Raw genomic sequence first — 25,514 nt, forward strand, 5'->3', positions numbered from 1 at the left:
CAGCGGGACAAAGGAGGGTCGGTCATGCGCGTTCTTCTGGTCGTTCCAAAGTTCAACTACCCCACGCCCCATGCCAGAGGCGACCTGATTCCCCAGGGCGTTGCTTATGTCGCCGGAGCGCTGGAAGCCGCGGGTCACCAGGTTTTTGGTTGCAACATCAGCTACATGCTGACGTCACTCAACAGTCGAGGCTTGCTGCACCGGACTCTTGAGCGGCGCATCGCCGAATATGATCCGCACATCATTGCTGTTGGCGGCTTGTCGGCAGACTACGTCTTCATTGCCGATGCTGTCGCCTACAGCCGCCGGCTGGCTCCGCACATTCCCATTGTTATTGGTGGTGGCATCGTCACTGCAGACCCAGCCTTTATTATGGCCGATCTGCGGCCCGACTACACCATCAGCGGAGATGCCGAAATTCCCATTGTGCATTTGCTGGCCGCTCTGGAAAACGGCAGCCCGTTGGACAGTATCCTCAACTTGGCTTATTGGCGCAACGGAGTTCCTGTTTTCAATCCTCTGGAAAAAGAGAGCAAGCGGATCAGAGACTATGCGCTGCCATCGTATGACCCTATTGATATTGAAGGATATTTTCTCGCCAGCAGCCATCGTTCGGCGTCGCACCTGACCAGCTACCATCCGCGGCCACGGCCACTTCCGGTAAGCGCCGGCCGGTCCTGCCCGTTTTCCTGTTCATTTTGCTTTCATTCCAATGGACATATTTACAAGCAAAGAAACATTCAAGATGTGCTTTCTGAAATGCAGCATTTCCATGAGAAATATCGCAATAATTTTTTCATCATCTACGACGAGCTGTTCTCGGTGAAAGAAAGCCGGCTGCGGGAGTTCTGCGACGGCTTTAAAGCACTGAAGCTTGGCGATGTCCGCTGGACCTGTGCTCTGCGGGTGCCTGACGTCAACCCGGACATTCTTGCTCACATGAAGGATGCCGGTTGCGCCGTGATCGGCTTCGGCCTGGAGAGTGCCAGCAACACAGTGCTGCACAGCATGCGTAAAAAAATTACCAAGGAGCAGATGCGCCGCGCCTTGGACCTGACCAGTACCGCGGGGATCGGCTGGAATGGAAATTTCATCTTTGGAGATGTTTGTGAAACCACAGAAACCATGGATGAAACCGTCGATTTCTTCCGAGAGTACAGTCGAAACTGCGTCAACGTCGGTTACATTATGCCGTTCCCGAGCACGCCGATCTTCGACGAGGCCATGCGGCGCGGCCTGATCAAAAGCAAAGGCTTGTACTACAGCACTGTCAACACCTACGCGATGTACAATGTGACAAAGGTTCCCTCGCCGCAGTACCAGGAGAAGATTCGAGCTGTTCTTGATGAAATTCGGCGGCTTTACCGAGACGGTTGGGTGAGGGGCAAGGTGGTCATGACGACGCAACCCGGCCGCTTGGGAACGGATGACCACCAGCGTCACGCCGCCTGCTTCCTAGTGGAATGCTCCCATTGCGGTGACAGCCACGAATACATGTTGGATGTTCCCATGAACGTCGTCGACGCTCGCGCCAGTGATGGCGAAGCACGCCAGGATCTGACGACTCTGTTGAACCAACCGGTGGATCTGATGTGCCGCACCTGCCATACCCGCATGGTGACGACACTGGCCGGTGCGGAAGTGGTGGATGTGGCTTTGCCTCTGGGTTCCATTCCGTTGTATTCGGATTTGCTGGCTCTGGCGGCGGAAGCCGACAGTCGGGAAAAACTTCCTGGCGTCTCCACCGCCGCCACAGCAGTCGGCGGATGATGCCCGGCGCGTTCCACTGGAATCCTGATGGCCGCGAGAATGTTTTCCCAATGGTTCGGGCTTCTTCACTCCTGGCCATAGGCATTCACGATCATGGTCTTCTGCGTTGCTCATTCCAGACAAGGATCCTAAAATGAGAATATCAAATTTTGTTGGAAACGAATTCTTCTTTCCAGATAACTTGTCTCCGCACAAAAATGTTGATTTCCGTCACGTCATGCTGATGACGATAGTCTCTCGCGTTCTTGAGCAAAAAGACCATATCCGTATATTGGAAATTGGCTCCTGGTGCGGTGTTTCCTCTTTGATTTTTGCTGAATCAATCCAAAAGTTCTCCAAAGGTGAAGTTCCCCACCCGGATTCATTTTTGTTGTGTATCGATCCATGGACTCCATACCTGGATAATGCCGATCTCGCGCATCAGGAGCATTACCGACTGATGGAGCAGGCCGCCGCCAGCGACGCCGTCTATGAGACTTTTCGGCACAACACCGCCCTTGGCGCTCGTCTGACCGGTGTTCGGGTCGACCATGTCCGCGGCGATTCCCGGAGCGTCCTGCCCTACCTGCGCAACGAATACTTCGACATTGTTTACATTGATGGGTCACATTACTATGAGGCGGTCAAGTCTGACATTGAGCACGCCATGCGCCTAGTCGAAAGCGGCGGTTTCATCTGCGGCGACGATCTGGAAGGCCAGTTGCACGATGTGGACGAGGAGCAGTGCGTCGCCAACCGCAACAGCGATTTCATCAGGGATGCCAGGACAGGTGGCCAGTACCACCCGGGCGTGACGCTGGCCGTCGGACGCGCCTTCGGCAACGTGTCGAACTACGGTGGGTTCTGGATCGCGCGCAAAGGTGCCGACGGCTATGAAAAGGTCGCTGTCGACGCGCTTCGCTGTTTCGCTCCGCTGTTTCTATCACCGGAAGAAGGAAAGGCATTCCAAGAGAAAATGAACGGGATCACGCCAACGATCAACATCCCCCCTTTGTTGAATCCTGAATTCGTCGAAGAGCTTGGAACCTACAACATCATCCGATACCGGCAGCAGTTCTACTGCATTCCCCATCATGCCGGTCCGTTCAGCACGGCACCGGATTGGCTGGAGACGCTTAACGGGTGGGGCGTGATCCGCAGCACCTTGGAAGAGGCCCGCACCGAATGCCGTTTCCTGACCGAGCGCCGGGCGGAAAGGGAGGCACGGCGGCGAACGGTTTGACCCGGAAGCGGTCTCAGGGCCTTGCCGCGATGAAGTTTCCCAAGAATGACGTTCCCCAAGAATAAGGTTGTTTATCTGGGGCCATGCATTTAGCTCATCGGCGCGTGGGATGGGCGGATTTATCCGGATACGGCTCAGGACAAGCGGTCATGCAGGACATTGCTCGGGGCGAACACGCTGATGACGCGCGCTTGGCCGCCGCTTTTGAGAAGGGCGATTACACGACCGTCGCCATGTCGCCGCGCAACGATCTGTGGCGGGTGGCGGCGGCGCGCGGTCTGATCGGTTTGACCGATGCGGCGCTGACCGTTCTGTCCGCCCTCGATGGGGACGAGATCCGCTTCTACCGCGGTGTGGCGCGCTGGATCGGTGGCGACGAGGATGGCGCTCGCTGGGAGCTGGCCCCGTTGACGTCGCCTCACGCCCGCGGTTTGCTGTCGCTCATCGAGCGACCGCGCATTCCCGTGCTGTCGATGCTGGCGGATGGGGGGGAAACCTGCCTCACGCTGAAGGCGGGCGCCGCCGCGGACAAGAAGTTTGACATCGTCAACATCGGCTACAGTGCGGGCGACCGTCGCAATCGGCTCGGCGCGGCGGTGACGGACTATGTGGACCTCGCCCGGCTGCCCGCGTTCTTCCTATGCCAAATGATCGAATGGCACCAGTTTCCAGCGCAGCTGGCGGCATTGAACTGCCCGTTGATCGGCCAAACCTCCGATTTTTTCGTGCACATCCAGAGCGTTGCGCCCTGGATCCGGCTGTTCGACGAGATCATCGTCACCGATCACAGCGAACATGCGGCGGCCCATCCCCTATCCTCCGCTCCGGTATCCACCTTTCCCAAATCCTATGGCGTCCCGTTCTCCCTGCCAGCCTACCGGGAGACGGAACGCCCCATCGACGTTCTGATGACGGGCACCGCCGTATCACCTTATCATCCGGAAAAAGCGGAGATTCTGCGTCAGTTGACGTCCATGGATGGCCTTCGCCTAGCCATCGTGAACGGACATCTGACTACCGCCGCGTATCACGACCTTCTGTCACGCAGCAAATTCACCGTCTCCCATTACCGCTGCGGCGGCGGGCTGGTCACGCGAAGTCTGGAAGCGGCAGCGCTGGGTTGCGTGCCGCTGATCCAGCACGACAACGTGCTGATGCTGTACGCCGGCGATGACCCAGCCTTGGTGGTCTACGACCTTGAGAACGATGGTGTCGCCGCCGCCCTGGCCGCCGCCATGGAGCGCTACCCAGTGCTTGCGCCGCGCTTGGCACCTTCCGCAACGGCCTTGCGTACGGCTCTGGATCCACAGGTCGGTGCTTCGCAGTATTTGCGCTTTGCGACGTTCCTGGCCGCCCGGCCACGGTCGCGGATGCGCCCGGCTGCGGACCCCATCGCCAAGCGGGCGATGTTCTGGAAAGGGTGGATGCCGGGCAACGGCAATCCCGGAGTGGTTCACCGGCTGCGGCGAGTCAACGCCACTCGTTGGGCGGAACAGGGGGAAACCAGTCAGAGCGTCAATGAAATCTGTCGCGAGATGCTGCTCGAAGTGGGCAGCCGCCTGTTGCGTCAAGCTGGCGGTGATCTTCTCATCGAGGAAACATTGGCCACCTACCGTAAGGGAATGAGCCGTTTCCCGCGGGCACTGGCGCTGCGCTTCAACGCCATCCGGTCAGCCATCCATTACGGTGGCACCGCCGCTGTGGCGCAGGCGACGGAATGGGCACGATCAACCGTCGCAGCCGGGCATGCGGCATGGGACCTGACCTGCGATGACGACGTCCTGCCCTACGACTTCGCCGGCAAGGCATTCAATTACCGCGTCTATCTTGACTTGCTCACAGATGCGGCGGGTGGCGCAACGGTTCCTGTCGAGCGGCTGAAATCCCTGATTTTCGCCTCTCTCGCCCATTATGTCGCAAAGATCGACGACGATCTGCCGCACGCCCGCATGGCGGTTGCGTTCGATGACCAGTTTCCATCCTACCGCCTGACTCTGGCGAAGCTTCTGGCTGAGGGGACGGCGGCCGAACGCACCGAGGCTGCGGACATGCTGACACGCCTCTGCGACCATCCGCTGGTGGGACCGGAGGCGTCGTACGTTCTCCGTCGCCTGCTGGCCGAGGGGGCCGTTTTGCCGTTCGATGCGCAGCGGGCACTGGCGTTGGCCCAGCGTTTCATGCACGCAATGACGGATACCGAGGCCTATCTCCAACGCCAGCACGGGCCCTTCCTGGCCGCGATGCAGGTCGCCACCGGCGGGGTCCGGGGACTTGTGGCCAAGCGGCGGCGCGCCCCTCAAACTCCGCCGGCGGTGTCGATCATCGTCGTGGACGCAGCCGGCGCGTTGGCCGCAGCCACTCTGGCCGCGCTGGAGCGCCAAACCTTCAACCGCCGCCGAATGGAAATCATTTCCGTCGACGTCTTCGATCGGATCGGCCCCGCCGCCCGGGCGATCGCCGACGTAGCCGCGGCCTGCAACGCCGATGGTTGCCTGCCCCATGAAAATCGCGCCGGTAACGAAGGGCTGTTGCTGGCCGGTGCGGAGCGGGTTCTTGTGTTGGCCAGCGGGGCTGAGCCCGACCCAGGCTTGGTGGAGCGCATGCTCCGCCGCCTGCCGCAGGACTCCGGCTTGGCCTCGTCCCCGGTGATCGTCGATTGCGACCCCGCTTCGGGGAGCATCCGCGCTCTGTGCGCCCGCCGGGTCGATTTGCACCTGCTGGGGGGCTTCGATCCCCATCATGCCTATTATGCCATGCCGCTGGGCCTGGACGATTTGCTGCGCCGGGCACGCTTGGCGCAGATCGTTTGCGAAACCCCAAACGGAAGGCCGGCGGAGCCGCAACCTCGCTTCCGGACGTCCTTCGCCCGCGAAGTGGTCCGCGGCTTGATGTTCCCCGGCATTGACGCGCCGGACCGCGCTTGGCCGCGCCACGAAACCCTGCGCCTTGGAACCGCAACGCCTTCCAATTCCAACGAATGAGCGGTTGGTTGCTCCACACGTTGCGTCTGGTTATACGAGCAGAGAAAAGGGCATGATTGATAGAGAGCTGCGGCTTTGGTTTGAGCGCCAAAAGCTTACGAGTGAAATCCCGGAGCGGTAAAGCGACGGACTTCCGGTGCCATGAGGCCTGGTATGGCCATTTTTGCACCGTTCGCTTGATGAGGAGCACCCCGTCACTATGACCCGTTCCCGCCGCATCTCGGTGATCGGACTCGGCTATGTCGGCCGTAAGCGGCTGGGGAACGCCCTTCAGGTGGTAGCCGGTTCTGTTGGCATGGCCCAAGGCAGAAGGTCATCATGATCGGCGAGGTCGCGCTCGCGCCCGATGGCCTCCAGGACACGGGTGAGCCAGAGGCGCGGGTTGTGGCCGTTGCTCTTGGCGGTTTCGATGAGGGTGTAGAACACCGCGGCGGCTTCGCCCCCGCCGTGCGAGCCGGCGAACAGCCAGTTCTTGCGGCCCAGGGCCACGGCGCGCATGGCGCGCTCGGCGCTGTTGTTGTCGATCTCCAACCGGCCATCGGCGAGGTAGCGGTAAGCGGCTGGGGAACGCCGCCTTGTTGGTGGTGAGAAAGTAGGTGAAGAGCGGGTCTACGGAGGCTCCAATGCAGTCCAGAAGGAGGCTCGCTTGATGCAGAGGGTCGAGGTGATCACCGGCAAGGAGCGGCGCCGGCGGTGGAGCGAGGCGGAGAAGGCGCGGCTGGTGGCGGAGACGCTGGAACCGGGGGCGATCGTCGCCCATGTCGCCCGCCGGCATGGGGTGGCGGAAAGCTGCCTGTACACGTGGCGCCGCCAGCTGGTCGGCGGGATGGTTGATCCGCAGCCGGGTGATGACGCCGCGCTGCTGATCCCGGTGGCGCTGGAGACGGCCCCGGCTTGCGAGACGGAGCCGTCGTTCCCGCCACGGCATTGCGCACGCAGCTGGACCAGTTGCTCCGCCAGGTTCCAGGCAAGTCCACCCTGGCCGAGGCGATCCGCTACACGCTGTCCCGCTGGCCGGCGCTGACGCGCTACCTCGCCGATGGCCGGTTGGAGATCGACAACAACAGCGCCGAGCGCGCCATGCGCGCCGTGGCCCTGGGCCGCAAGAACTGGCTGTTCGCCGGCTCGCACGGCGGGGGCGAAGCCGCCGCGGTGTTCTACACCCTCATCGAAACCGCCAAGAGCAACGGCCACAACCCGCGCCTCTGGCTCACCCGTGTCCTGGAGGCCATCGGGCGCGAGCGCGACCTCACCGATCATGATGACCTTCTGCCTTGGGCCATGCCAACAGAACCGGCTACCACCTGAAGGGCGTTCCCCAGCCGCTTACGCTACGTCTACATTTGGGCCGATGGCGTCTACTTACAGGCCCGTATGGAGCCGGTGGCCGAGTGCATGCTCGTGATCATTGGCGCCACGCCGGAGGGCCGAAAGGAACTGGTCGGCTTCCAGGTCAGCGTGCGCGAGAGCGCGCAGAGCTGGCGTGAACTGCTGATCGACATCCAGGCCCGCGGCCTGGCGATCGCCCCCGAACTCGCCGTCGCCGACGGGGCGCCCGGCTTCTGGAAGGCGCTGGAGGAGGTCTTCCCGACCACCCGGCATCAGCGGTGCTGGCACCATAAGGCGGTCAATGCCCTCAACAAGGTGACCAAATCCATCCAGCCCGCGATCAAGCAGGACCTGCGCGAGATCTGGATGGCTCCGGACCGGGCCGTCGCGGAAACCGCCTTGGCGACGTTCGATAAGAAGTACGCGGCCAAATACGCCAAGGCGGTCGAGTGCCTGACCAAGGATCGCGAGGCACTGCTCGCCTTCTACGACTTCCCCGCCGAGCATTGGGATCACGTGCGGACAACCAATCCCATTGAAAGCGTGTTCGCCACCGTCCGCCACCGGACCATTCGCACCAAGGGGGCGCTCTCCCAGGAGACCGCCAAACTGATGGTCTTCAAGCTGATCACCGCCGCAAAGACTTGGCGCCGCCTGCAAGGGGAAAACCAGTTGCCCAAGGTGATCCAGGGCGTCACATTCCGAGACGGCATTGAGGTCACCGACACCGCGTCACAGAACGCCGCCTGACCAGACCGTCGTCACCCATTTTCCAACATAGCTCCGAAGATCCGCGATCACCTGCGCTAGGCCATCCGCGTCGGCTATCGCTCCGTGACCGGAACCGCGCGCCGACAGGGGCAATCCGCCTGGACGGCCATCCGCGATCTGGTTGGCGGAACCTTCGCCGTCGTCTGACTGCTCACCAGCCACCAACCCGGTGAGATGCCGTAATGGGCCTTCCGCCAAGCGCTAGCTAGGCGGGGCGGCTGCCCCCACTGTGATGGTGTGGAAACGGGGTCCGAGCGGATCGGCCCCAAGCATCAAGGGGGACAGCCATGGAGCACTTTGCCGGAATCGACGTCTCGTTGGAACTGAGCAGCGTGTGCGTGATGGATGCGACGGGCAAGATCATCCGCGGGGCCAAGGTGGCCAGCGAACCCGGAGCCCTGGTACGGTTCTTCGGTGAGCTTGGTTTTCCGGTGGTCCGCATCGGGCTGGAGGCAGGCCCCTTGTCGCAGTGGTTGCACGCCGGGCTGAGCGAAGCGGGTCTGGCAACGGTGCTGCTGGAGACCCGGCACGTGAAGGCAGCGCTGTCGGCGATGGTGGTGAAGACCGACCGCAAGGACGCCCGCGGCATCGCCCAGCTGCTGCGCATGGGCTGGTTCCGGCCGGTGCATTGCAAGTCGCCGCCGGCCCAGGAGGTGCGGGCGCCACTGGTCGGCCGTAAGTTGCTGCTGGGCAAGCTGCTCGATGTCGAGTTGTCCATCCGCGGCATCCTGCGTGGCTTCGGGCTCAAGATCGGGAAGGTCAGCCGAGGAGGCTTTGCCGCGCGTGTGCAGGAGCTGATCGCCGGCTAGGCCATGCTGGAGAGCGTGATCGGTGCCATGCTCACCGCGCGCGCGGGCTTGCTCAGCGAGTTCATGCGCCTGCATCGCAAGATGCTGGCCATCGTGCGCGAGGACGCGGTATGCCGACGGCTGATGACGGTGCCGGGCGTCGGGGCCGTGGTCGCGTTGACCTTCACCTCGGCGATCGACGATCCGACCCGCTTTTCCTCGTCCAAGGCGGTGGGGCCGCATTTTGGCCTGACGCCGAAGAAGTACCAATCCGGCGAGACCGACATCACCGGCGCCATCAGCAAGACCGGCGACGCCCTGGCGCGCGGCGCGCTGTATGAGGCCGCGCAAGTGATGCTCACCCGAACGAAGAGCTTCTCCACGCTCAAGCGCTGGGCGCTGGAGGTGGCCAAGCGCCGCGGCCTGATGCGCGCCAAGGTCGCTCTGGCGCGCAAGCTCGCGGTTGTCCTGCACCGCATGTGGGTGGACGGCACCGACTTCCGCTTCGGCAAGGAGGCCGCCGCGTAAGACCTGAACCGTTTCCGGCCGGGCTGATCAGCGGCCCAGCCGCCCGAGGTCCCGTCGCCGGGACGCGGGATCCGTAAAGCCGGGTGATTGCTGGTGAGCCCGCCTTCTCGGCGGGGATCACGCTCGCTGAGATCGGCTCGCGGGTTCCTTTCTGATCGCATGGGGTGGCGGCCGCGTGCCGACCACGGACGGAAGCATGAAACCGGCGACGTGATCCATTCGGGGGCTTGACGTCCAACGGCCCATTACGGAAGCAATCACCTATGTGATGCTGTGGCCGATGATCACGCTGACCGCAGCCGCAAGGCTTTCCGGAGTGCCGATGTCGATGAAGCGCGCTTGGATGACATGCGCGTTGAGCGTTCCGGAAGGAACCACCTCCAGCACGTCGCGCTCCAGCGAGATGGCGCCGGTCGCAGGGATGCGGTCGAGAAAGGTGGTGGACAGCAAATACATGCCGGCATTGATCGTGCCGCTGCCCGGAGCCTTTTCGACAAAGCGGCGAATCCGGCCATCCGGCCCAATCTCCACGCGGCCGAAGCGGGACGCATCCGGTACCTCCACGCACAGGATTGACGCCTCGGCTTCCGATCGGCGGTGCGCCTCGACGAACGCGCGCAGATCGGCGTCGGTGAAGGTATCGCCATTCATCACCAGCACGGTGTTCGAACGCAGTTCGTCCCGCGCGTGACGTAACGCTCCGGCGGTGCCGAGCGGCTGTGGTTCGGTTCGGCAGATCAGGTTAAGGTCGTTGTGCGACTCTTCCCGTTCCAGCCATGTGGTCACCTGATCGGCGAGGTGGCCAAGGCACAGCACCACGCGCCGCGCGCCGCTTGCCGAAAGCTGGTCCAGCAGATGGCCGAGGAACGCCCGTCCGGCGATGGGGGCCAGAACCTTCGGGGTGTCGCCCAGGACGCCGCGGATGCGTGTGCCCAGCCCGCCCGCGAGAACCACGACGTCGATATCTGACAAGACATCTTGAGACCACACTAGAGAGTCCTTCCGTTGACTGTAACCTAAGACCGGAGCTCCCTCCGGTCTTAGGTATAATCTCTGTGAGTTGTGATGCCCCAAGCGGGCAGTGATGGCAAGCTGGGCCGGGGCATTCTCGGCCCAGCTTGCGCTATGGCGACGATGGCGATTTTCAGCGGGCGTGGCACCGCTGAAACCGGAGTGCGCTCTAACGTGATTCTCCTCCTCCTTCCGGGAGGCCAGGCCGGTTGGGGCGTGAGACAGTGACGCGAATAGCGTCTCGTTCAGGCATTCATCCCGAAGCCGCCATTGGAGCTTTCCACGAAGCCGTTCTACATCGGCTTGCCGGAGGCGATGCAGTGCCACTCGACCTGATGCTCCTGGCTCCAGCGCAAGATCGCCAAGCTGGTCAGTTTCGTCCCGTTATCGCCGCCTCCCGCCGTGGCTTGCCGCCCCGGGCGATCAGGGCACCGAGTTCACGCCCGACGCGGGCACCCGACAGCGAGATGTCGGCCACCAGCGCCAGAATGCGGAAGCGCCGCCCATCGCTGAAGCTGTCGGCGACGAAGTCCCGCGACCAGTGCCTCTACCCATTCCTGGAAGAACTTTCCGGTCTCAGGTCACCGACCTTACGGGATCAAGCGCCTTTCGCAGAGGGCTGTCTTGTTGACCTGTGCGGTGAAATAGGTTTCCTTTCTCCACAGGGTTGAACCTCATTTACACCCCGTTAACAGCTTTGCCGCTACCTGAGACGAGCGTCCACCCATCCGGCAACCGATTTTTGCTGCGCCCCCTTGGTTTTGGAGATTGAACTTATGTTTTATGAACTGGCGGCTCCTTCCTGGGGCACAGAAGAAGCCGACGCCATGACTCGTGTCATCAATTCTGGCCGGCTAACCATGGGGCCGGAAGTCGCAGCTTTCGAGCAGGAGTTTGCCGCGTACTTTGGAATGAAGCATGCGATCATGGTGAATTCCGGTTCTTCGGCCAACTTGGCGGGTATTGCGGCTTTGTTCTACAAACAGGATAGACCGTTGCAGCGGGGGGACGAAGTTATCGTTCCGGCCATTTCCTGGGCCACCACGTATCACCCGCTGCAGCAGTACGGTTTGAAGCTGCGGTTTGTCGATGTCGAGCTCGATACGCTCAACATTGATCCGACAAAGCTGGAAGCCGCGCTGACTCCACGGACCCGCGCCATCGTCGCGGTGTCGATTCTTGGCAATCCAGCGGCGTTGGATGTCCTTCGCGCTTTCGCCGATGTCCATGGCCTGTACTTGTTCGAAGACAACTGTGAGTCCTTGGACGCTGAATTGAACGGCCGCAAGACCGGTACCTTCGGTTGCCTGAACACGTTCAGCTTTTTCTTCTCGCATCACATCTCAACCATGGAAGGCGGGATGATCCTGACCGACGACACGGAACTGGCGCATCTGTGCCGGTCGCTGCGTGCCCACGGCTGGACCCGCGACCTTCCCGCCGGCACGGGGCTGTACGAGCCCCGCTCCAATGATCATTTCGAAGCCTACCGCTTTATCCTGCCGGGCTACAATCTGCGCCCGCTGGAGTTGGAGGCCGCCGTGGGCCGAGTGCAGTTGCGCCGTCTGCCGAAGATGACCACGGCGCGACGCCGCAACCTCGCCCTGTTCCAATCCTTGTTCGATGGCGACGAGCGTTTCATCATTCAACGGGAAAACGGCCTGTCTTCCAGTTTTTCCTTCACCATCATCCTGAACCCGGCCCATCACCCTGATCGTGAACGGGTTTTTGCCGCGCTCAAGGACGCCGACATCGGCTTCCGCATCATCACCGGCGGCTGCTTCCTGCGGCACGACGTGATCAAGTATTATGATTACGATGTGGTCGGCGGGACGGAAAATGCCTTCATCGCCCATGACCTGGGCTTCTTTGTCGGCAACCATCCTTTCGACCTGACGCCGCAAATCACGCGCCTGCGGGAGGTCCTGGACAGCGCGTGCCGCTAAACCGATGGTCCGCTGATCCGGAAAGTTTGACCCCTGCACTCGAGCTGATGAGGATGCCGCCATGGCTGACCCGACTTCCCTTGACATTCTGACCTTTGGTCCGGCCGGCGAAACCGAACGTCGCCGCGACGTCGTTGGGCTGTTGCGGGACTGCCCCATCCCCGAAGGCGAGCTGTTGATGAACCTTGGGCTGTTCTTGACGCCCCAGACCCTGTCGCGGGTTCTGTTCATGGATTTTCTGTACCGTCAAGGGCTGGAGATGCAGGGGGCGGTCATGGAGTTTGGTTGCCGATGGGGGCAGAACTCGTCGCTGTTCTGTGCGCTGCGTGGGGTTTACGAGCCCTTCAACCGGTTGCGCAAGGTCGTGGCCTTCGACACCTTCGCCGGGTTCCCTTCGGTGCGCCCCGAAGACGGCGAGCAGATGAAGACTGGAGCTTACGCGACCACAGAGGGATACGAGGCCTATCTTGACCGGGTTCTCGCGCATCAGGAGCAGGAAAGCCCGCTCAGCCATCTGCGCAAGTATGAGATTGTGAAAGGCGATGTGATCGCCACCGTGCCGGAGTATTTGCAGAAGCATCCTGAAACGGTGATATCGCTGGCCTACTTCGATCTTGATCTTTATGAGCCGACTCTGGCCTGTCTGCAGGCGATCCGGGGCCATATCACCCGAGGGACGGTGCTCGGGTTCGACGAGGCCAACGATCCGGCGACCCCGGGGGAAACGGTGGCCATCCGCGAAGCGCTGGGCCTCGACCGGTACGCCTTGCGACGCTACCGCTACAACGCCCGCACCAGCTATCTGGTGATTGAGTGATTGAAGCCGCCGGTGATATCGCCGGTTTGATCGACCGGCGCCGCTACGGAGCGGCCCTCGCAGCCCTGGATGCCATGCCGGGGAAGGAGGATCTGTCCCGCCGCCGACTACGTCGGCAATGCTTGGCACGAATGGGGCTTTTCACCGAAGCGGCGGCGGCTGGGCATGCGGTCATGGCCGATCCGGCGGCGACGCCGGACGACATCTTCCGGCAGGCGCAGATCCTGGTCGAATGCGGGCGGTGGGGCGAAGCGGCGGAGGCGGCCGCAACCGGTCTCGCGGCATCGCCCGGCGAGGTGCGTTTCGTCGTGCCGTTGGCGCAGGCGGCCTTGGCGGATCCCAGGCTGCAGCCTCTCGTGACGCGGGCTTGCTCTGGTTCCGGTTCCAGTTCGGTGGGGCGAGTTCCGGAACGCGCGCCGGCGGTTGGCCGGTTGTTCGCGCCGCAAAGGCTACCCTTCTACAGCACCCTGGACGCCGCACATCCCGGCAGCGTCGGCATGCTGTCCAGCCTTGGGGCAGGCTGGGACGTGTGGATGCCGACGGCTCTTCCCGCCGATTGGCCGGCGGCGGTGACTCCGCTTTTGCGCTTGGCGGCACCACTGATGGACCGGCTGACCACATTGTCCCCATTGGTCGATCGAGCCGCCGCCGCCCGCTACGTCGGGCAGCGGGTGCTGACACTGCTGGCGGATGATGGCGGGGCGGTGCTGGATTTTCTGCCCAATGCCCCGATGACCCTGGGACAGCGGCATTGGGTGCTTTGGTACGACGTACTGCCGGTTCTGTTTCAGCCGTTCCTGCCCTTTGACGCGATGTGCGTGAACCCGCATCTTTGCCCCTACCATGCCATCATTGGGGCGTTCCTGGCATCGGACCGCTGCGCCGCCATCATCACCCATTACCGACTGAACGATAACCCATTGCTGCGGCTGTTCCCCGATCGCCGCATCGCCGCCAAGCTGGCCTTCGTCAACCCGCTGGAAACCGATGCGCCGTCGGGTGGGCGCGCGGACGGGTCGGCAGCACGCCCCGCGTCTGGCCGGCCTTTCCGTCTGCTGTTCACGTCAAGTTGGAATGCCCGCGATGACGACTTCTTTTATCGCGGTGGAATCGACGTGGTCACCGCCTTCCTGACCTTGGCGCGGGAGTTCGAGGACGTTGAACTGGTTCTGCGTTCGCCCTTACCGGCGACGCTGTCGCCGACGCTGCGCCAAGCGATCACCGGCCATCCCCGGATCATATGGCGGCCGGATCGCCTTCCCGCCGGGGAATTCCAAGACCTCATGGCCGGTTCCGACCTGTTCGTGATGCCGATGGGCGTGCTGTACCGCAATGGCTTGGTCCAGGCGATGAAGGCGGGGGTGGTTCCGGTCGTGTCGAACGCCATGGGCGTCGATGATCTGGTGACGGATGGAGTCACCGGTTGCGTTGTCCCGGGACGTGGCGGATTCTACACCGTTGGCGGGGAGGACGGGATTCTGCGGCAGGATTTCCATCCCCTGCTGCAGGCCACCGACGGTCCGGCCGATCCGGCTTTTCACGCAGCGCTGGTCGAGCGTCTGCGGATGCTGCTGCGCGACCGGTTGGAGGTCCGCCGAATGGGGAATGCGGCGCGGAGCGAGGCGCATCGACGCTGGAGCCACGCCGAGCATACAGAACGCTTTGCCAAGGTGATGACCGGGGCGATGGACAAGGCGGTGCGGGCTGCTGCTAGCTCCCGAGGGGACAAGAGGGCGGACAGCGCCGACGGCTGGCTGCAGATTTCCACGTGAGGCCGTCCTGCGGACGCCAGCGTTCGGTCACAGCGTGGAGAGCGCGGCCAAAGGTTGCGTGAGTCCTGTTCGCCTCGATCGAAGGCGTCTACAATCGCTGAAAGGCGGCCCCGCCCGGCGTCCCATCCTGCCCATGAAAGGAGCGGGCCATGGGCCGTACAGGCGACGTCCGCCGTAAAGCAGACGCTTGGCGGGGCGTGTTTGACAAAGAGCAATGGCTTCAGACTTGGCATTTCGGCGAATTTCTCTCAAAGCACACGGGACACTCATGGCATCCACCATTTCCCAGGATTCTGCCCCGGCCATTGATGTCGACGCCTGGCGAGTACGGATACGCGCTGAAACCTTTGGCTCGTACCATCTCGAAATGGGGATTGCTCTCCGCCGGGAAGGGGCATCCGAGAAGGCTTTGGAGAGCTTTGAGCGCGCGCTGGGGCAATGGCCCACCTCCAGTGCGGCGCATTTTGAGTTGATCACGACGCTCGACGAGATGGGGCGCAGAGTCGAGGCGGAGCAGGCGCGTCGGCGGGCCCTGGCCGTCAACCCGCGGTATGTGCGGGAAGGGCTGCTGGAACGCGCCCGCGCCCACCGGCTGGCGAATTCCGAGGACGCGTTGGCACTTTACCCACAGGTGGCGGAGGCGTGGCCGGAATGCGCCGAAGCCCAAGTCTTTTCAAGCTACTGGTATGAGTTGACCAACCGCCCCGTCCAAGCCGCGGCGGCATGGGACAAGGCAGTGCGGGCCCCCGGCGGTTTCGATGACGAAGCACGCTCGCTGGCGCAGTCCTACTATCACTTGGCCATCATGAGAATGGCGTCGCCGACGGCGGACACCAGCATTCCTTGCTTCGAGAGGGCCGTGGCGTTGGAGCCGGAGCGGTCGGAGTTTCTGATGCAGATGCTCCAGGCGTTGGCGTCCATCGGGCTTGCCGACCGAGCCGTCGCCATGGAACCGGCCGCGAAAGCGTTGTTTCCTGCCGACGCTGGCGTGGAGATGTCATTTGTCGCCAGCCACCTCATTGCGGGCGACTTTCGCAAAGCGATGGACAGGGGCGAACGCTGCGCCCGCATCGCGCCGGACAACGTGGATGGCGCCCTGTTTCATGGCTTGGCTTGCTTGGTGGCCGGCGACATCGAGGCATCCGCAGCTCTGCTGAACACGCCCCGCGTTGCCGCCGTACCTCGTGGCGCGACGTATCTCGGCTTGCTTCTGCACACCCAGGGCCATCTTGCAGAAGCCGAAGCGGCGCATGATCGCACCCGGCGCGACAATCCGCAGGACGTCTTCGCAATGGTCAATCTGGCGCTGCTGTACGAGGACACCGGCCGCCGTCAAGAAGCGGAAGACTTGCATCTCAAGGCAATCGCCGGTGCCCCGCGGCTCTTGCGGGCATTGGCCCAACTGCGCCCGGTCTGGGCGCGGGAACGGCTGCTTCGCCGGTATGACGTGGCCGGCATCTGATGCGCTCGGCCACAGCTGCTCCCTGCTGCCCAGTCAAAACAGCAGAACCTTCCGGCAACACATGTTTCCGCGGTGGGTGAACGGGCTCTCAACCCGCGCGGCAAAGCGTCCCTTGCTGACCTCACCGACCTTCAGCCCAAAGCCAACCGGCTCCAGCCGCATCGGCTGCGCACCTTCAAGCGCTCCAACGATCCGGCGTTCGCGGCCAAGGTGGAGGACATCGTCGGCCTCTATATGGACCCGCCCTGCCACGCGGTGGTTCTGTCCATCGACGAGAAGAGCCAGATCCAGGCGCTCGACCGCACTCAGCCTGGTTTACCGCTGAAGCCCGGCAAGTGCGGGACGATGACGCACGATTATAAGCGCAACGGTACCACCACGCTGTTCGCCGCGCTGAACACCCTGGACGGCACCGTGGTCGGGCGCTGCCTGCCCAAGCACACCCACAAGGAGTTCATCAAGTTCCTCAACGCCGTCGAGTGCGTGGTGCCGGTCGGCAAGGTGATCCACGCCATCGTCGACAACTACGCCACCCACAAGCATCCCAAGGTGTTGGAATGGTTGGCCAATCATCCACGATGGGTCTTCCACTTCACGCCGACCTCGGCATCCTGGATCAACGCCGTCGAAGGCTTCTTCTCCATCATCACCCGACGGAGCATCCGGCGCGGCGTGTTCAAGTCCGTGGCCGATCTCCAAGACGCCATCACACGCTACATCCGAGAGCATAACAGGGTATCTAAGCCCTTCGTCCGGACCAAGCCAGCCGAGGACATCCTCGATAAACTCAACCGTTTGCCTGCACCTTCTGAATGAGTCAGTGCACTAGGGATTTCTGCGCATCAATTCCAAGACAACAATACGACCCCGGTGACAATCACAGTAATGCCTGCCAGTTGCTGCACGCCCAGCGGTTCCTGGAAGACCAGATTGCCGAGCATCGCAACGGCCACATAAGACAGGGAGACACTTGGAAAGGCGATGGACACCGGCAGTCGCCGCAGAGCGATCAAGTAAAGAAGCGCTGAAGCGACATACAGCGATAAACCCATAAGTGTTGGGAGATGGAGTAATTGTCGGGCAAATGTTGCGCTTTCCGTCGCGCCCTTTTTAAGCAGGATCTGTCCTCCAACGCCAAGGAGGATAGATATCCCGAGTGCCACATAATGAAGCATGTGTACCTACGTATTCGTTGGGTTACGGCTAGGCAGCGGCGGTTCGTGCCATCGCCGGGCTAAGAACCGTTCGGGCGGAACGGCGTGCATGAGCATAGAGGCCAACGACCAGAAGCCACGCCACCAGCATTGCCAAAGAAATTCCTGCCCCCGATTGCATGAGAGGGGTTTGGTAGGAGGTGGAAAGCTTGTAGTGCCCAGCCGGCAGAACCCAGCCGCGCAGTGCTCCATCAACCCTCACGGGTTCCAAGCGGGCGCCGGTGCCGTTGATTTTCGCCGTCCATCCGGGAGCGAAGGTCTCGTTCTCCACCACAAGCATTCGTCGAGGCAGATTGATTTCGTGGACGATGCTGTTGCGCGCGAAAGACAGTGTCCGCAGAGTGACATCCACCGCTTCGGCGGTGCTATTCATGTTAAGGCCGTTGATTTCCCGCTGATCGCACGCAATTTGCGCGCAATCGAAGGCTAGAAAACCACTCGGCTGCATCATGAAGTTTTGCAGTGCCGTATTCCGCTCCACAGCGGCTTGGCTTTTGGACTGCGATCCCGTCAAATCTGTGATCATGAATTCACCGGTAAGATACCCGCGCCAGGACAGGTTATGCGGGTGCGGTGCCGGCAAACGGGCTGGGCGCTCCGTCAGGTGTTGCCGGAAAATGCTGGCGCTGTGCAGCTCATTGCCCAAACGGTCCGGAACCCCGTTCCACTGGTAAACATTGATGGGAAGCGGCGTTTTCCAGAAGGACGACATAGAGTCGAGAACGGGCCAAGCGCTGACCACGGCCAGCATCGGCACCATCAGAGAAAAGGCCAGCCGTTGCCGCGCAGGCATCCGCCGCATACGAACCAGCACGGCCAAAACAGCCAGCATCATGGTCAGGGTGGCGACCTGAAGCAGGAGGGCGAAGGCGAAGGCCGCTGCCGCGGCGTCCGGAATGGCAAGCGCAAGGTAGAGAATCCCTCCCACCAGAACCACGGCGGCGGCGGCAGCCAGGATGACCAAGTGCCGCAAGGACAGCGGTTCAGGTGAGCGGCGCAGGTTGTTGACACCGGACAAAGCCAGGAAAAGCACCGCCATGTAAAGAAGCGTCCGGTAATCGCCCGCCGGAAAGCGGGAATAGCTCAGCGGAGGAACGATAGCCATCAGCGTGGATGAGATGGGTTCCAAGGAACTGATACACATCACCGCCGCCACTGCGCCAACCACGAGGAAAGGGCAATGGCGGGTCAGATCGGATCGTCGCACGAACGGCAGGAAAACCGCGACAACCACAGGAATCTGCATTCCGATCATCGAGATGTCAGGTCCAAGCCCGACTGATGTGTAGAAGAGGCTCCCCAGCTGCGTCGGGTTCAGGTACCAGCGGAGGAGGGACTGGGTCATGTCGGCACGCACCAGTTCGCCGCTCAGCCGGAAGCCGGGCAGTAGGTAAATTGCGGCCATGCCGATGCCGATCGCGGTCAAACCGCCAAGCACCGCCGCGTCCAGAAAAGCTCCAATCCGTTGGCGGCGCACAATCGCCACAACGGTCTGAACCAGGACGAATACAAACAGGCAGAGCATACCGGCAATCATGCAGCCGGGGTAGCCGCCAACAATGAAAAGGTAAAGGAGTGGAGGGATAAGAAAATTTCGGTAAATAAGCCGAAAATTATAAGAAAAACCCTTGATGTAGAAAATAATTTCCGGACCTTCTCCCAGTAGAAAAGCCCAGAACAGCCATGGAAGAAGGGAGAATGAACGGATTATATCCGGATGCTCAGCGTTGGTGAAAAATCCACCGTAAAGATGATAACAAACTGCCGCCAAAAATCCCATAAAAGTTGATTTGAAGTGAGCTCGCGCAAGGCAATACATTCCAAGTGCGCCAGCATAGACGTGAATAATCTGGAATATGTTTGCTGCATGAAAATCATATGGAATGCCCGCAATGGGGAAAATCCAGAAAGGAGGATAGTATATTCCTGACTGGAGATTCATCGCCAATGGATAACCAAGGGCCTGATAAGGGACCCAATGTGGCCATTCACCGGCGGCTACCGACGACATCCAATACGCCACCACAGCGTAATAATGCATGACGAAATCATAGGTGAACGAGGTTAACCCCATCCAATGCTTGGGGAAAAGGACCACGTTCAGTCCGAGCAGAACGATGCACGCTGCGAGTCCGTGCCAAGCCGGATGCCCCGGCTTGGCGGTCGAATGGCCCGCATCCGCAGCAAGCTTGGAAGGACGAAGGAGGGAAGCGAACCTCACATTGGAACTCCAGCCGGGCCGATGACGATCGAACTTCACAAACTCGGCACGACGTCGCGCAGTGCCGCGACGACCGAGGCAACCGCCTCGTCGCCGAGTTGGGGATACATTGGCAGGCTGAGGACGAGACCGGCCATGCGCTCCGTCTGCGGGAGCCCGCCCGGCCCGTGGGGCAAGCGGCCCAGATAGGCAGGCTGGAGATGGACGGGGGCCGGATAATGGATGTTGGTCATGATGCCGCGCGCCTGCAGCGCCGTGCGCAGGGCATCGCGGCTTGGCGTCGTGACGACATATTGGTGGAAGACGGGAACGGTGTTCGGGCGCCGGCGCGGGCGTTCCAGCGACAGGCTGTCCAGCCCGCGGTCATAAGCCTCTGCGATGGCTTGGCGGCGGGCGTTGTGCGCGCCCAGCTTCTCCAGCTTCACGCGCAGGATGGCCGCCTGAAGTTCATCGAGGCGGCTGTTGTGCCCGGCGTCGTGGCTGATGTAGCGCTCTTTCCAACCGTATTCCCGCAGGTGGCGGAGCCGCTCCGCCAGGGCCGAGTTGTTTGTGATCAGGACGCCGCCGTCGCCGAGCGCGCCCAGATTCTTGGTGGGATAGAGGCTGAAGGCGGCGAGGGCGCCAAAGGTCCCGACGATCCGTCCATCGAACGTGGCGCCGTGGGCCTGGGAGCAGTCTTCCAGCACCGGCACGCCGAAGTGCGCCGCGATGTCCATGATGCGGTCCAGGGCGACGGGATGGCCATAAAGATGGACCGGGACGATCGCCTTGACGGGCAGCGACAGGCGGTCACCGCCGGCCAAGCGTCCGTTCAGCACCTCCTCCAGTTGGTCCGGTGCCATGCCGTGGCATTCGTCGACGTCGATCAGGACAGGCAAGGCGCCTGTCAGCTCTATGGCGGCGACCGTGGCGACCGCAGTGTGCGAGACGGTCACAACCGCGTCTCCCGGTCCCACGCCGAGGGCGCGCAGGCCGAGCACCAGCGCATCCGTGCCGTTGGCCACGCCGATGCCATGCGCGGCCCCGTTGAAGGCGGCGAACTCCTGCTCGAACGCGGAGACCTCACGTCCCAGGATGTACCATCCGCTTTCCAGAACACGGGTGATCGCCTGATCGATGGCGGCGCGCTGATCCAGGTAGGCGGCCTTGGGATCCGTCTGGGGAATGACCGTGTTCGTCATCGTTGAGCGATAACCCTCTTGTGAGAAGCCCTGCATAGACGGTGCGGAATGCGCCTTCCCAGGGTCCTCAGGTTTGCCAAAAGCGGATGGTGAATGGTACGGTGGGTAACCAGAACTCTCAGAGTCGCGTCGGCGGGGTCTTGGCGATGAGGGCCAGGAACTCGTCGTAGTCCCGGACGTAATCGTCCGGATCGTACGAATCGGACGCAAATACCAGCAGGACGGCGTCGGGCGAATATTTGTACTGCACGCCCCAGATCATCGGCGGCATGTAGACCGCAAGGTTGGGGGAGTCGAGCCGGATCTCCTCGCGCCGGATGCCGTCATCGACCATGACCGAGCAGGACCCGTGCGTGCAGATCAGGAACTGATGGCAGACCTTGTGCGCGTGCTGGCCGCGGACGTTGCGACCGGGCACGTCGAAGACCATGAAGAAGCGTCTGGGAACGAACGGCACCTGGTCGGTGAACTCGCCCACCGTCAGCTTGCCGCGCATGTCGCCCACCAAGGGGAAGGTGTGCACGGTCACGCCGGGCACTGAACACTCGCGCACTCCCACCTGCTGGGTCGTGTCGAAGGTGGCGGGGGTCTCGTGTACCGCGTTGGCGTAATTGACGATCGTCGCAGGGTTGCCGACGATGACCGCGTTGGCCGGGACGTCCCGCGTCACGACTGCCCCCGCCCCGACCATGGCGTTGGCTCCGATCCGTACGCCCGGCAGGATGGTGGCGTTGGCCCCGATCGAGGCGCCGCGCGCGACCACCGTTCGTGCGAAGCGTTCGGGATAGATCTTGCTGCGCGGGAACGGGTCGTTGGTGAAGGTGACGTTGGGGCCCACGAAGACCTCGTCCTCCAGGCGCACGCCGTCCCACAGCTGAACGCCGCACTTGATCGTCACGCGGTCGCCGACGACCACGTCGTTCTCAATGAACACGTGATCGCAGATGTTGCAGTCGCGGCCGATCCGGGCTCCCGGCAGCACATGGGCGAACGCCCAGATCCGGGTTCCGTCGCCGATGGATTCGGACTCGCACAAGCCCTGGGGATGAACGAAGACACTCATTGCGGGGGACCACCTAGGAAGTGCTCGCGTGACATTTCGATGTAGTTGGGTCGGCGCTTGGTGTTCTCGAAGGCTCTCCAGATGTACGAGCCGAGCAGGCCAAGGCCGAAGATGTTCAGGGCGCCAAAGAACATGATGCTCAACATGATTGGCGTGTAGCCAGAGACATCAATCAGACCGAGCGCCCAAAACAGAAGGATGACCCCTCCGATCAGGACTGATGCCACAACGCCGAGAAAACCGAAAACATTCAGCGTGATGATCGGCAAACTGGAGAAGGCGAACATGCTGTCGGTCATGTAGCGGAACTTGCGCCGAAAGGTCCATCCGCTTTTGCCAACCTTGCGGGCGCGGCGATGATAAGGGATTTCCCGGCGCTTGAAGCCGACCCAAAGCAGCAGCCCGACCAGGGTGCTGTTGGACTCCTCCAGCGCGAGCAGGCAATCCCGAACCTTCTGGTTGCATCCAAACATGTCCACGCCGCCTCGCGGCATCTCGTGCTGGATGAACCGGCAATAGACAGCCCAGAACAGGGAGGAGAACAGCGTGCTGAGCCCGGGGTCCTCACGCGAAGCCCGAACGCCCAGCGCCACGTCGACTTCTTCGTCGCGCAAGGTCAGGAACATGTCCCGCACGAGTTCCGGGGGCTCCTGGAGATCGGCGGCCATGACGGCGAACAACGGCCCCGTCGCTGCGGCCAAGCCGGTCCGGATCGCTGCAAAAGAGCCAAAATTGCGAGAAAGGCAGATGACGGTGGACCGAAACGCTGCCTGGGCCAGCCGGCTCGACAGTTCACCGTAGGAGTTGTCCGGGCTGCCGTCGACGACGAACACGGCTTCCAGTTGATAGTCAAGGTTTTGGTTCAGCCGATCAATCTCAATAATGAGTTCTGGAATTGATCCTTCGTTTTTATAGACCGGAATTATTAGAGAATACATGACGCAGCCCAAGGATCTTCCGTTAAATGATCTAGATTATGCGCTTTTAGAGCGCTTGGTGTCTATGAAACCGTAGGTCTTATGGCCTTGTAGCATGTGGAGAGGGGAAAGTACAGGCTCGGGGGACCGGGCTTGGCTTTGCTTCGGGGGCGGAGTTGGCGCGCCCTGTGGGTTTGTTGTGAGCTGGCCGTCCCGATGCATATCGGGGGGGTGTGCGCGAATGCGAATAGGGCAACTTTTCCCCATGACGCCGCGGTGAAGCTGGGATAAGCAGGCTCCATCCCGCTCCAGTCTGATCAAAACGGCTGCAAGACCATGGAACGCCTGTCCCGAATTCCTGTGGGGACCTTCTGGGTCCTGTCCTATGCCTTGGGTATCGTTGCTTATCTTTGGATCATGGCCAACGTTCCGCTCGTGGCGATCCCCGCCGCGGGCCATGACGATGCCCTGTTTGTACATTTGGCGACGAACGTGTTGAAGGGAGGATGGCTTGGCCCTTACAACAACCTCACCCTGGCAAAGGGGGCTTTCTATCCGTTGTGGATCGCCGGAACCTGGATTGTGGGATTGCCGCTCCTGGTGACACAGGGGTTTGCCTATGCGCTCGGGTGCCTGCTGCTCGCCCGCGGGCTGCACCCTTGGCTGCGTTCGGAGGCCATGACATTTCTCGTGTTTCTGGTCCTGCTCCTGAACCCGGCCGTGTACGGGTACGGGCAACTCCGGGTCATGCGCGAGGGTATCTATGTTCCCGAGACACTGCTGATCGCGGCGGGGGTGGCGTGGTGGTTCCGTTGGCGGGATCAGGGGCTCCTGCGCCGGGGAGCCTTGGCGGCCGCCGTCGGCGTGCTGCTGGCAGCCTTCTGGACCACCCGCGAGGAAGGCGTTTGGATACTGCCCTTCCTTGTCGCTTCCGTCGTCCTTGCTGCCGTGTTGGACTGGATCCGAGGGCGGTCCGACGCTGCCACTTTCCGATTGGAAATGCCCTGGCCGGGAGTGCTGCGCGCCTGCGTGCCTCACTTCGCGCGCACAGTTATGCTGGTGGGGGTAACGGCGGGTGTCGCTGTCCTGGGGGTGGGGCTGGTGACGTGGAAGAACCAGCAGCACTACGGCGTATCTGATACGGTGGAATTCAAGCAGCACGCCTTCCTGTCCGGATACGGTGCGCTGTCCCGCATCCGCCATCAAAGGGAGCACCCGCCTTACGTCGTCATCCCGCGCGAGGTCTTGCAGCGTGCCTATGAGGTGAGCCCGGCGGCGGCGGAATTGCGGCCTTACTTCGACAGCTTGGCGCCCGACGGGTTCACCCAGGTCGGGTGCGCGACCTACGGTGTCGTTCCGTGTGATGGCGAGGTCCGGGCGGGCTGGTTCATGTGGGCCCTACGCGACGCGGTCGCCCAGGCCGGACACTACCGATCGGCTTCCGAAACCCAGGCTTTCTACACCCGTCTGGCTGAGGAAATCGGGGCGGCCTGCGACGGCGCTCGCCTGGATTGCCTGCCGCCTCGCGTTACCATGGCGCCGCCGTTCCGGCTGTCGTTCGTCGGTGATACCGTTCGGACTTTCGGGCGCATGCTGGTCTTCATGGCGACGCTCGACGGCGTCACGGTTCCCCGCAATCCGATCTCGTGCGTGGCGGACGATTGCGGGCAACTGCCCTATTACGTCAGCTTCCTGGACATGGTCCACACGACACTCTTTGTGGTTCCTCCGGGAATGGCCGCGGATTTCCAGCGCCGCAGCGGGGAGGCCATCCAATGGCCCTTCCAGGCGCGCAGCGCCTGGGTCGCGGGCAAGCTGGAGGCGGTGACCGCCGGCTACCGTGCTGTCCTCCCCTGGCTTCTTACCGTGGCTGTTCTGGCCTATGCGGGGATGGGCGTCACGGCAATCCTGCGCCGGCGCGTCGAGCCCCTGTTCCTGGTTGCCAGCCTCGCCGCCCTGGTTGTCCTCGTCCGTGCCGCTCTGCTGGCCTACCTGGACGTCGTGGCGATTCCGAGCCTGAACTCACTCTATTTGTCCCCAGCCTACCCGGCCCTGCTCGTTTTCACCATGGCGGCGGTCCTGGGGGGCATCCGGCAGGCTTGGGCCACCCGCTCCGGCAGGGCAGACGCCGCGTCTCCTCGGGCGGCAGCTGAAAGCCTGGTGGGCGACTGAGTGGTGGCAGACTTCGAGGATGGGGCAGTGGCGGTCTTCCACCGCCCCTGACGCCCGAGCGTAACGGTTTCGAGGTCAGACCGCAGGCCAAGCGAACACGACCCACACCGCCGCGAGCCGCCCTGCAACCGCTTCATCATCAGCGGGGCGGCCGGCGGGTGGTCGGTGTCGTCGCCGCTGATCAGCATGCAGACGTCCGCTTCGATGTCGGAAAACGTGCGGCGCATTATGCTACTCCTGCTCCACAACGACTCGTGCTGGACCGCTACGCCAGTGGCCTTCCATGTCCACCATGTGGTCAACCTCGTCGCGTCGGGCGGCGGCCACGCTATCCGGCGCCCTGATCCGC

At 62.2% G+C, this 25,514-nt stretch carries 16 protein-coding genes and 5 pseudogenes; 13 read left to right on the top strand and 8 right to left on the bottom strand.

What is annotated here, in order from left to right:
• Positions 1 to 24 precede the first annotated feature (24 nt).
• The 3 genes from ABAZ39_RS35340 (at position 25) to ABAZ39_RS32380 (ending at position 5,973) form a co-directional block, all read left to right on the top strand.
• Positions 25 to 1,770 carry a B12-binding domain-containing radical SAM protein gene (locus ABAZ39_RS35340; RefSeq protein ID WP_081863504.1) on the top strand — a complete coding sequence of 582 codons (1,746 nt, stop codon included), beginning with the start codon at positions 25 to 27 and terminating at the stop codon, positions 1,768 to 1,770.
• 133 nt (positions 1,771 to 1,903) lie between these two features.
• The gene (locus tag ABAZ39_RS32375; protein WP_081863505.1) at positions 1,904 to 2,992 is read left to right on the top strand and encodes a class I SAM-dependent methyltransferase; all 1,089 of its coding nucleotides are present in this window, start codon (positions 1,904 to 1,906) and stop codon (positions 2,990 to 2,992) included.
• Between the two features lie 149 nt (positions 2,993 to 3,141).
• Positions 3,142 to 5,973, top strand: a complete 2,832-nt coding sequence (locus ABAZ39_RS32380; protein ID WP_040138484.1) for a glycosyltransferase family protein — start codon at positions 3,142 to 3,144, stop codon at positions 5,971 to 5,973.
• A gap of 270 nt (positions 5,974 to 6,243) precedes the next feature.
• Here the strand turns inward: ABAZ39_RS32380 and ABAZ39_RS32385 are convergent.
• Positions 6,244 to 6,543 (bottom strand): annotated as a pseudogene (locus ABAZ39_RS32385) (IS66 family transposase); the annotation flags it as partial.
• A gap of 79 nt (positions 6,544 to 6,622) precedes the next feature.
• Here ABAZ39_RS32385 and tnpA point away from each other — a divergent pair.
• From tnpA to ABAZ39_RS32400, 4 genes and pseudogenes are all read left to right on the top strand, one after another.
• Positions 6,623 to 6,997 carry an IS66-like element accessory protein TnpA gene (tnpA, locus tag ABAZ39_RS35345; RefSeq protein WP_051658835.1) on the top strand — a complete coding sequence of 125 codons (375 nt, stop codon included), beginning with the start codon at positions 6,623 to 6,625 and terminating at the stop codon, positions 6,995 to 6,997.
• Positions 6,901 to 7,281: an IS66 family transposase gene (locus ABAZ39_RS32390; protein WP_040138485.1), complete on the top strand. Its 381-nt coding sequence runs from the start codon at positions 6,901 to 6,903 to the stop codon at positions 7,279 to 7,281. Before tnpA ends, ABAZ39_RS32390 begins: the two co-directional genes overlap by 97 nt.
• Positions 7,282 to 7,293: 12 nt before the next feature.
• Positions 7,294 to 8,052 (top strand): annotated as a pseudogene (locus ABAZ39_RS32395) (IS256 family transposase); the annotation flags it as partial.
• 308 nt (positions 8,053 to 8,360) lie between these two features.
• Positions 8,361 to 9,389: pseudogene (locus tag ABAZ39_RS32400) on the top strand (IS110 family RNA-guided transposase).
• Positions 9,390 to 9,650: 261 nt separating this feature from the next.
• On the opposite strand, the gene ABAZ39_RS32405 reads toward ABAZ39_RS32400, so the two are convergent.
• Positions 9,651 to 10,361, bottom strand: coding sequence for a nucleotidyltransferase family protein (locus tag ABAZ39_RS32405; protein WP_247881823.1), 711 nt, complete (start codon positions 10,359 to 10,361; stop codon positions 9,651 to 9,653).
• Positions 10,362 to 10,430: 69 nt separating this feature from the next.
• Positions 10,431 to 10,932 (bottom strand): annotated as a pseudogene (locus ABAZ39_RS37315) (integrase core domain-containing protein); the annotation flags it as partial.
• 244 nt (positions 10,933 to 11,176) lie between these two features.
• On the opposite strand from ABAZ39_RS37315, the gene ABAZ39_RS32410 reads away from it, so the two are divergent.
• From ABAZ39_RS32410 to ABAZ39_RS32435, 5 genes and pseudogenes are all read left to right on the top strand, one after another.
• Positions 11,177 to 12,346, top strand: coding sequence for a DegT/DnrJ/EryC1/StrS family aminotransferase (locus ABAZ39_RS32410; protein WP_040138487.1), 1,170 nt, complete (start codon positions 11,177 to 11,179; stop codon positions 12,344 to 12,346).
• A 61-nt stretch (positions 12,347 to 12,407) separates the two neighbouring features.
• Positions 12,408 to 13,163 carry a crotonobetainyl-CoA--carnitine CoA-transferase gene (locus ABAZ39_RS32415; protein WP_040138488.1) on the top strand — a complete coding sequence of 252 codons (756 nt, stop codon included), beginning with the start codon at positions 12,408 to 12,410 and terminating at the stop codon, positions 13,161 to 13,163.
• On the top strand, positions 13,160 to 14,935 hold the full coding sequence (locus ABAZ39_RS32425; protein ID WP_144243683.1) for a glycosyltransferase: 1,776 nt from the start codon (positions 13,160 to 13,162) through the stop codon (positions 14,933 to 14,935). Before ABAZ39_RS32415 ends, ABAZ39_RS32425 begins: the two co-directional genes overlap by 4 nt.
• A gap of 268 nt (positions 14,936 to 15,203) precedes the next feature.
• Complete coding sequence (locus ABAZ39_RS32430; protein ID WP_160174886.1) at positions 15,204 to 16,397, top strand: tetratricopeptide repeat protein; 1,194 nt, start codon at positions 15,204 to 15,206, stop codon at positions 16,395 to 16,397.
• A gap of 138 nt (positions 16,398 to 16,535) precedes the next feature.
• A pseudogene (locus ABAZ39_RS32435) lies at positions 16,536 to 17,213 on the top strand (IS630 family transposase); the annotation flags it as partial.
• 26 nt (positions 17,214 to 17,239) lie between these two features.
• On the opposite strand, the gene ABAZ39_RS35350 reads toward ABAZ39_RS32435, so the two are convergent.
• The 5 genes from ABAZ39_RS35350 to ABAZ39_RS32455 form a co-directional block, all read right to left on the bottom strand.
• Positions 17,240 to 17,572, bottom strand: a complete 333-nt coding sequence (locus ABAZ39_RS35350; protein ID WP_081863508.1) for a DMT family transporter — start codon at positions 17,570 to 17,572, stop codon at positions 17,240 to 17,242.
• 28 nt (positions 17,573 to 17,600) lie between these two features.
• Positions 17,601 to 19,832, bottom strand: a complete 2,232-nt coding sequence (locus ABAZ39_RS32440; RefSeq protein WP_144243684.1) for a putative glycosyltransferase family protein — start codon at positions 19,830 to 19,832, stop codon at positions 17,601 to 17,603.
• Between the two features lie 35 nt (positions 19,833 to 19,867).
• Positions 19,868 to 21,013, bottom strand: coding sequence for a DegT/DnrJ/EryC1/StrS family aminotransferase (locus ABAZ39_RS32445; protein ID WP_040138493.1), 1,146 nt, complete (start codon positions 21,011 to 21,013; stop codon positions 19,868 to 19,870).
• A gap of 118 nt (positions 21,014 to 21,131) precedes the next feature.
• Positions 21,132 to 22,076: a WxcM-like domain-containing protein gene (locus ABAZ39_RS32450; protein ID WP_040138494.1), complete on the bottom strand. Its 945-nt coding sequence runs from the start codon at positions 22,074 to 22,076 to the stop codon at positions 21,132 to 21,134.
• A complete protein-coding gene (locus tag ABAZ39_RS32455; RefSeq protein ID WP_247881821.1) occupies positions 22,073 to 23,026 on the bottom strand; it encodes a glycosyltransferase family 2 protein in 954 nt (317 codons plus the stop codon). Before ABAZ39_RS32455 ends, ABAZ39_RS32450 begins: the two co-directional genes overlap by 4 nt.
• Positions 23,027 to 23,329: 303 nt before the next feature.
• Between ABAZ39_RS32455 and ABAZ39_RS32460 the strand changes: the two genes are divergently transcribed.
• Complete coding sequence (locus ABAZ39_RS32460) at positions 23,330 to 25,165, top strand: hypothetical protein (protein WP_144243685.1); 1,836 nt, start codon at positions 23,330 to 23,332, stop codon at positions 25,163 to 25,165.
• Positions 25,166 to 25,514 lie beyond the last annotated feature (349 nt).

Origin of the sequence: Azospirillum argentinense (genome assembly GCF_000632475.1) — a bacterium.
In the GTDB taxonomy this organism is placed as follows: Bacteria; Pseudomonadota; Alphaproteobacteria; order Azospirillales; family Azospirillaceae; genus Azospirillum; species Azospirillum baldaniorum.

Coding starts and splice junctions, on each gene's coding strand:
- ABAZ39_RS35340 (WP_081863504.1), top strand. CDS start 25: ATGCGCGTTCTTCTGGTCGTTCCAAAGTTCAACTACCCCACGCCCCAT.
- ABAZ39_RS32375 (WP_081863505.1), top strand. CDS start 1,904: ATGAGAATATCAAATTTTGTTGGAAACGAATTCTTCTTTCCAGATAAC.
- ABAZ39_RS32380 (WP_040138484.1), top strand. CDS start 3,142: ATGCAGGACATTGCTCGGGGCGAACACGCTGATGACGCGCGCTTGGCC.
- tnpA (WP_051658835.1), top strand. CDS start 6,623: ATGCAGAGGGTCGAGGTGATCACCGGCAAGGAGCGGCGCCGGCGGTGG.
- ABAZ39_RS32410 (WP_040138487.1), top strand. CDS start 11,177: ATGTTTTATGAACTGGCGGCTCCTTCCTGGGGCACAGAAGAAGCCGAC.
- ABAZ39_RS32415 (WP_040138488.1), top strand. CDS start 12,408: ATGGCTGACCCGACTTCCCTTGACATTCTGACCTTTGGTCCGGCCGGC.
- ABAZ39_RS32430 (WP_160174886.1), top strand. CDS start 15,204: ATGGCATCCACCATTTCCCAGGATTCTGCCCCGGCCATTGATGTCGAC.
- ABAZ39_RS35350 (WP_081863508.1), bottom strand. CDS start 17,572: ATGCTTCATTATGTGGCACTCGGGATATCTATCCTCCTTGGCGTTGGA.
- ABAZ39_RS32445 (WP_040138493.1), bottom strand. CDS start 21,013: ATGACGAACACGGTCATTCCCCAGACGGATCCCAAGGCCGCCTACCTG.
- ABAZ39_RS32450 (WP_040138494.1), bottom strand. CDS start 22,076: ATGAGTGTCTTCGTTCATCCCCAGGGCTTGTGCGAGTCCGAATCCATC.
- ABAZ39_RS32460 (WP_144243685.1), top strand. CDS start 23,330: ATGGAACGCCTGTCCCGAATTCCTGTGGGGACCTTCTGGGTCCTGTCC.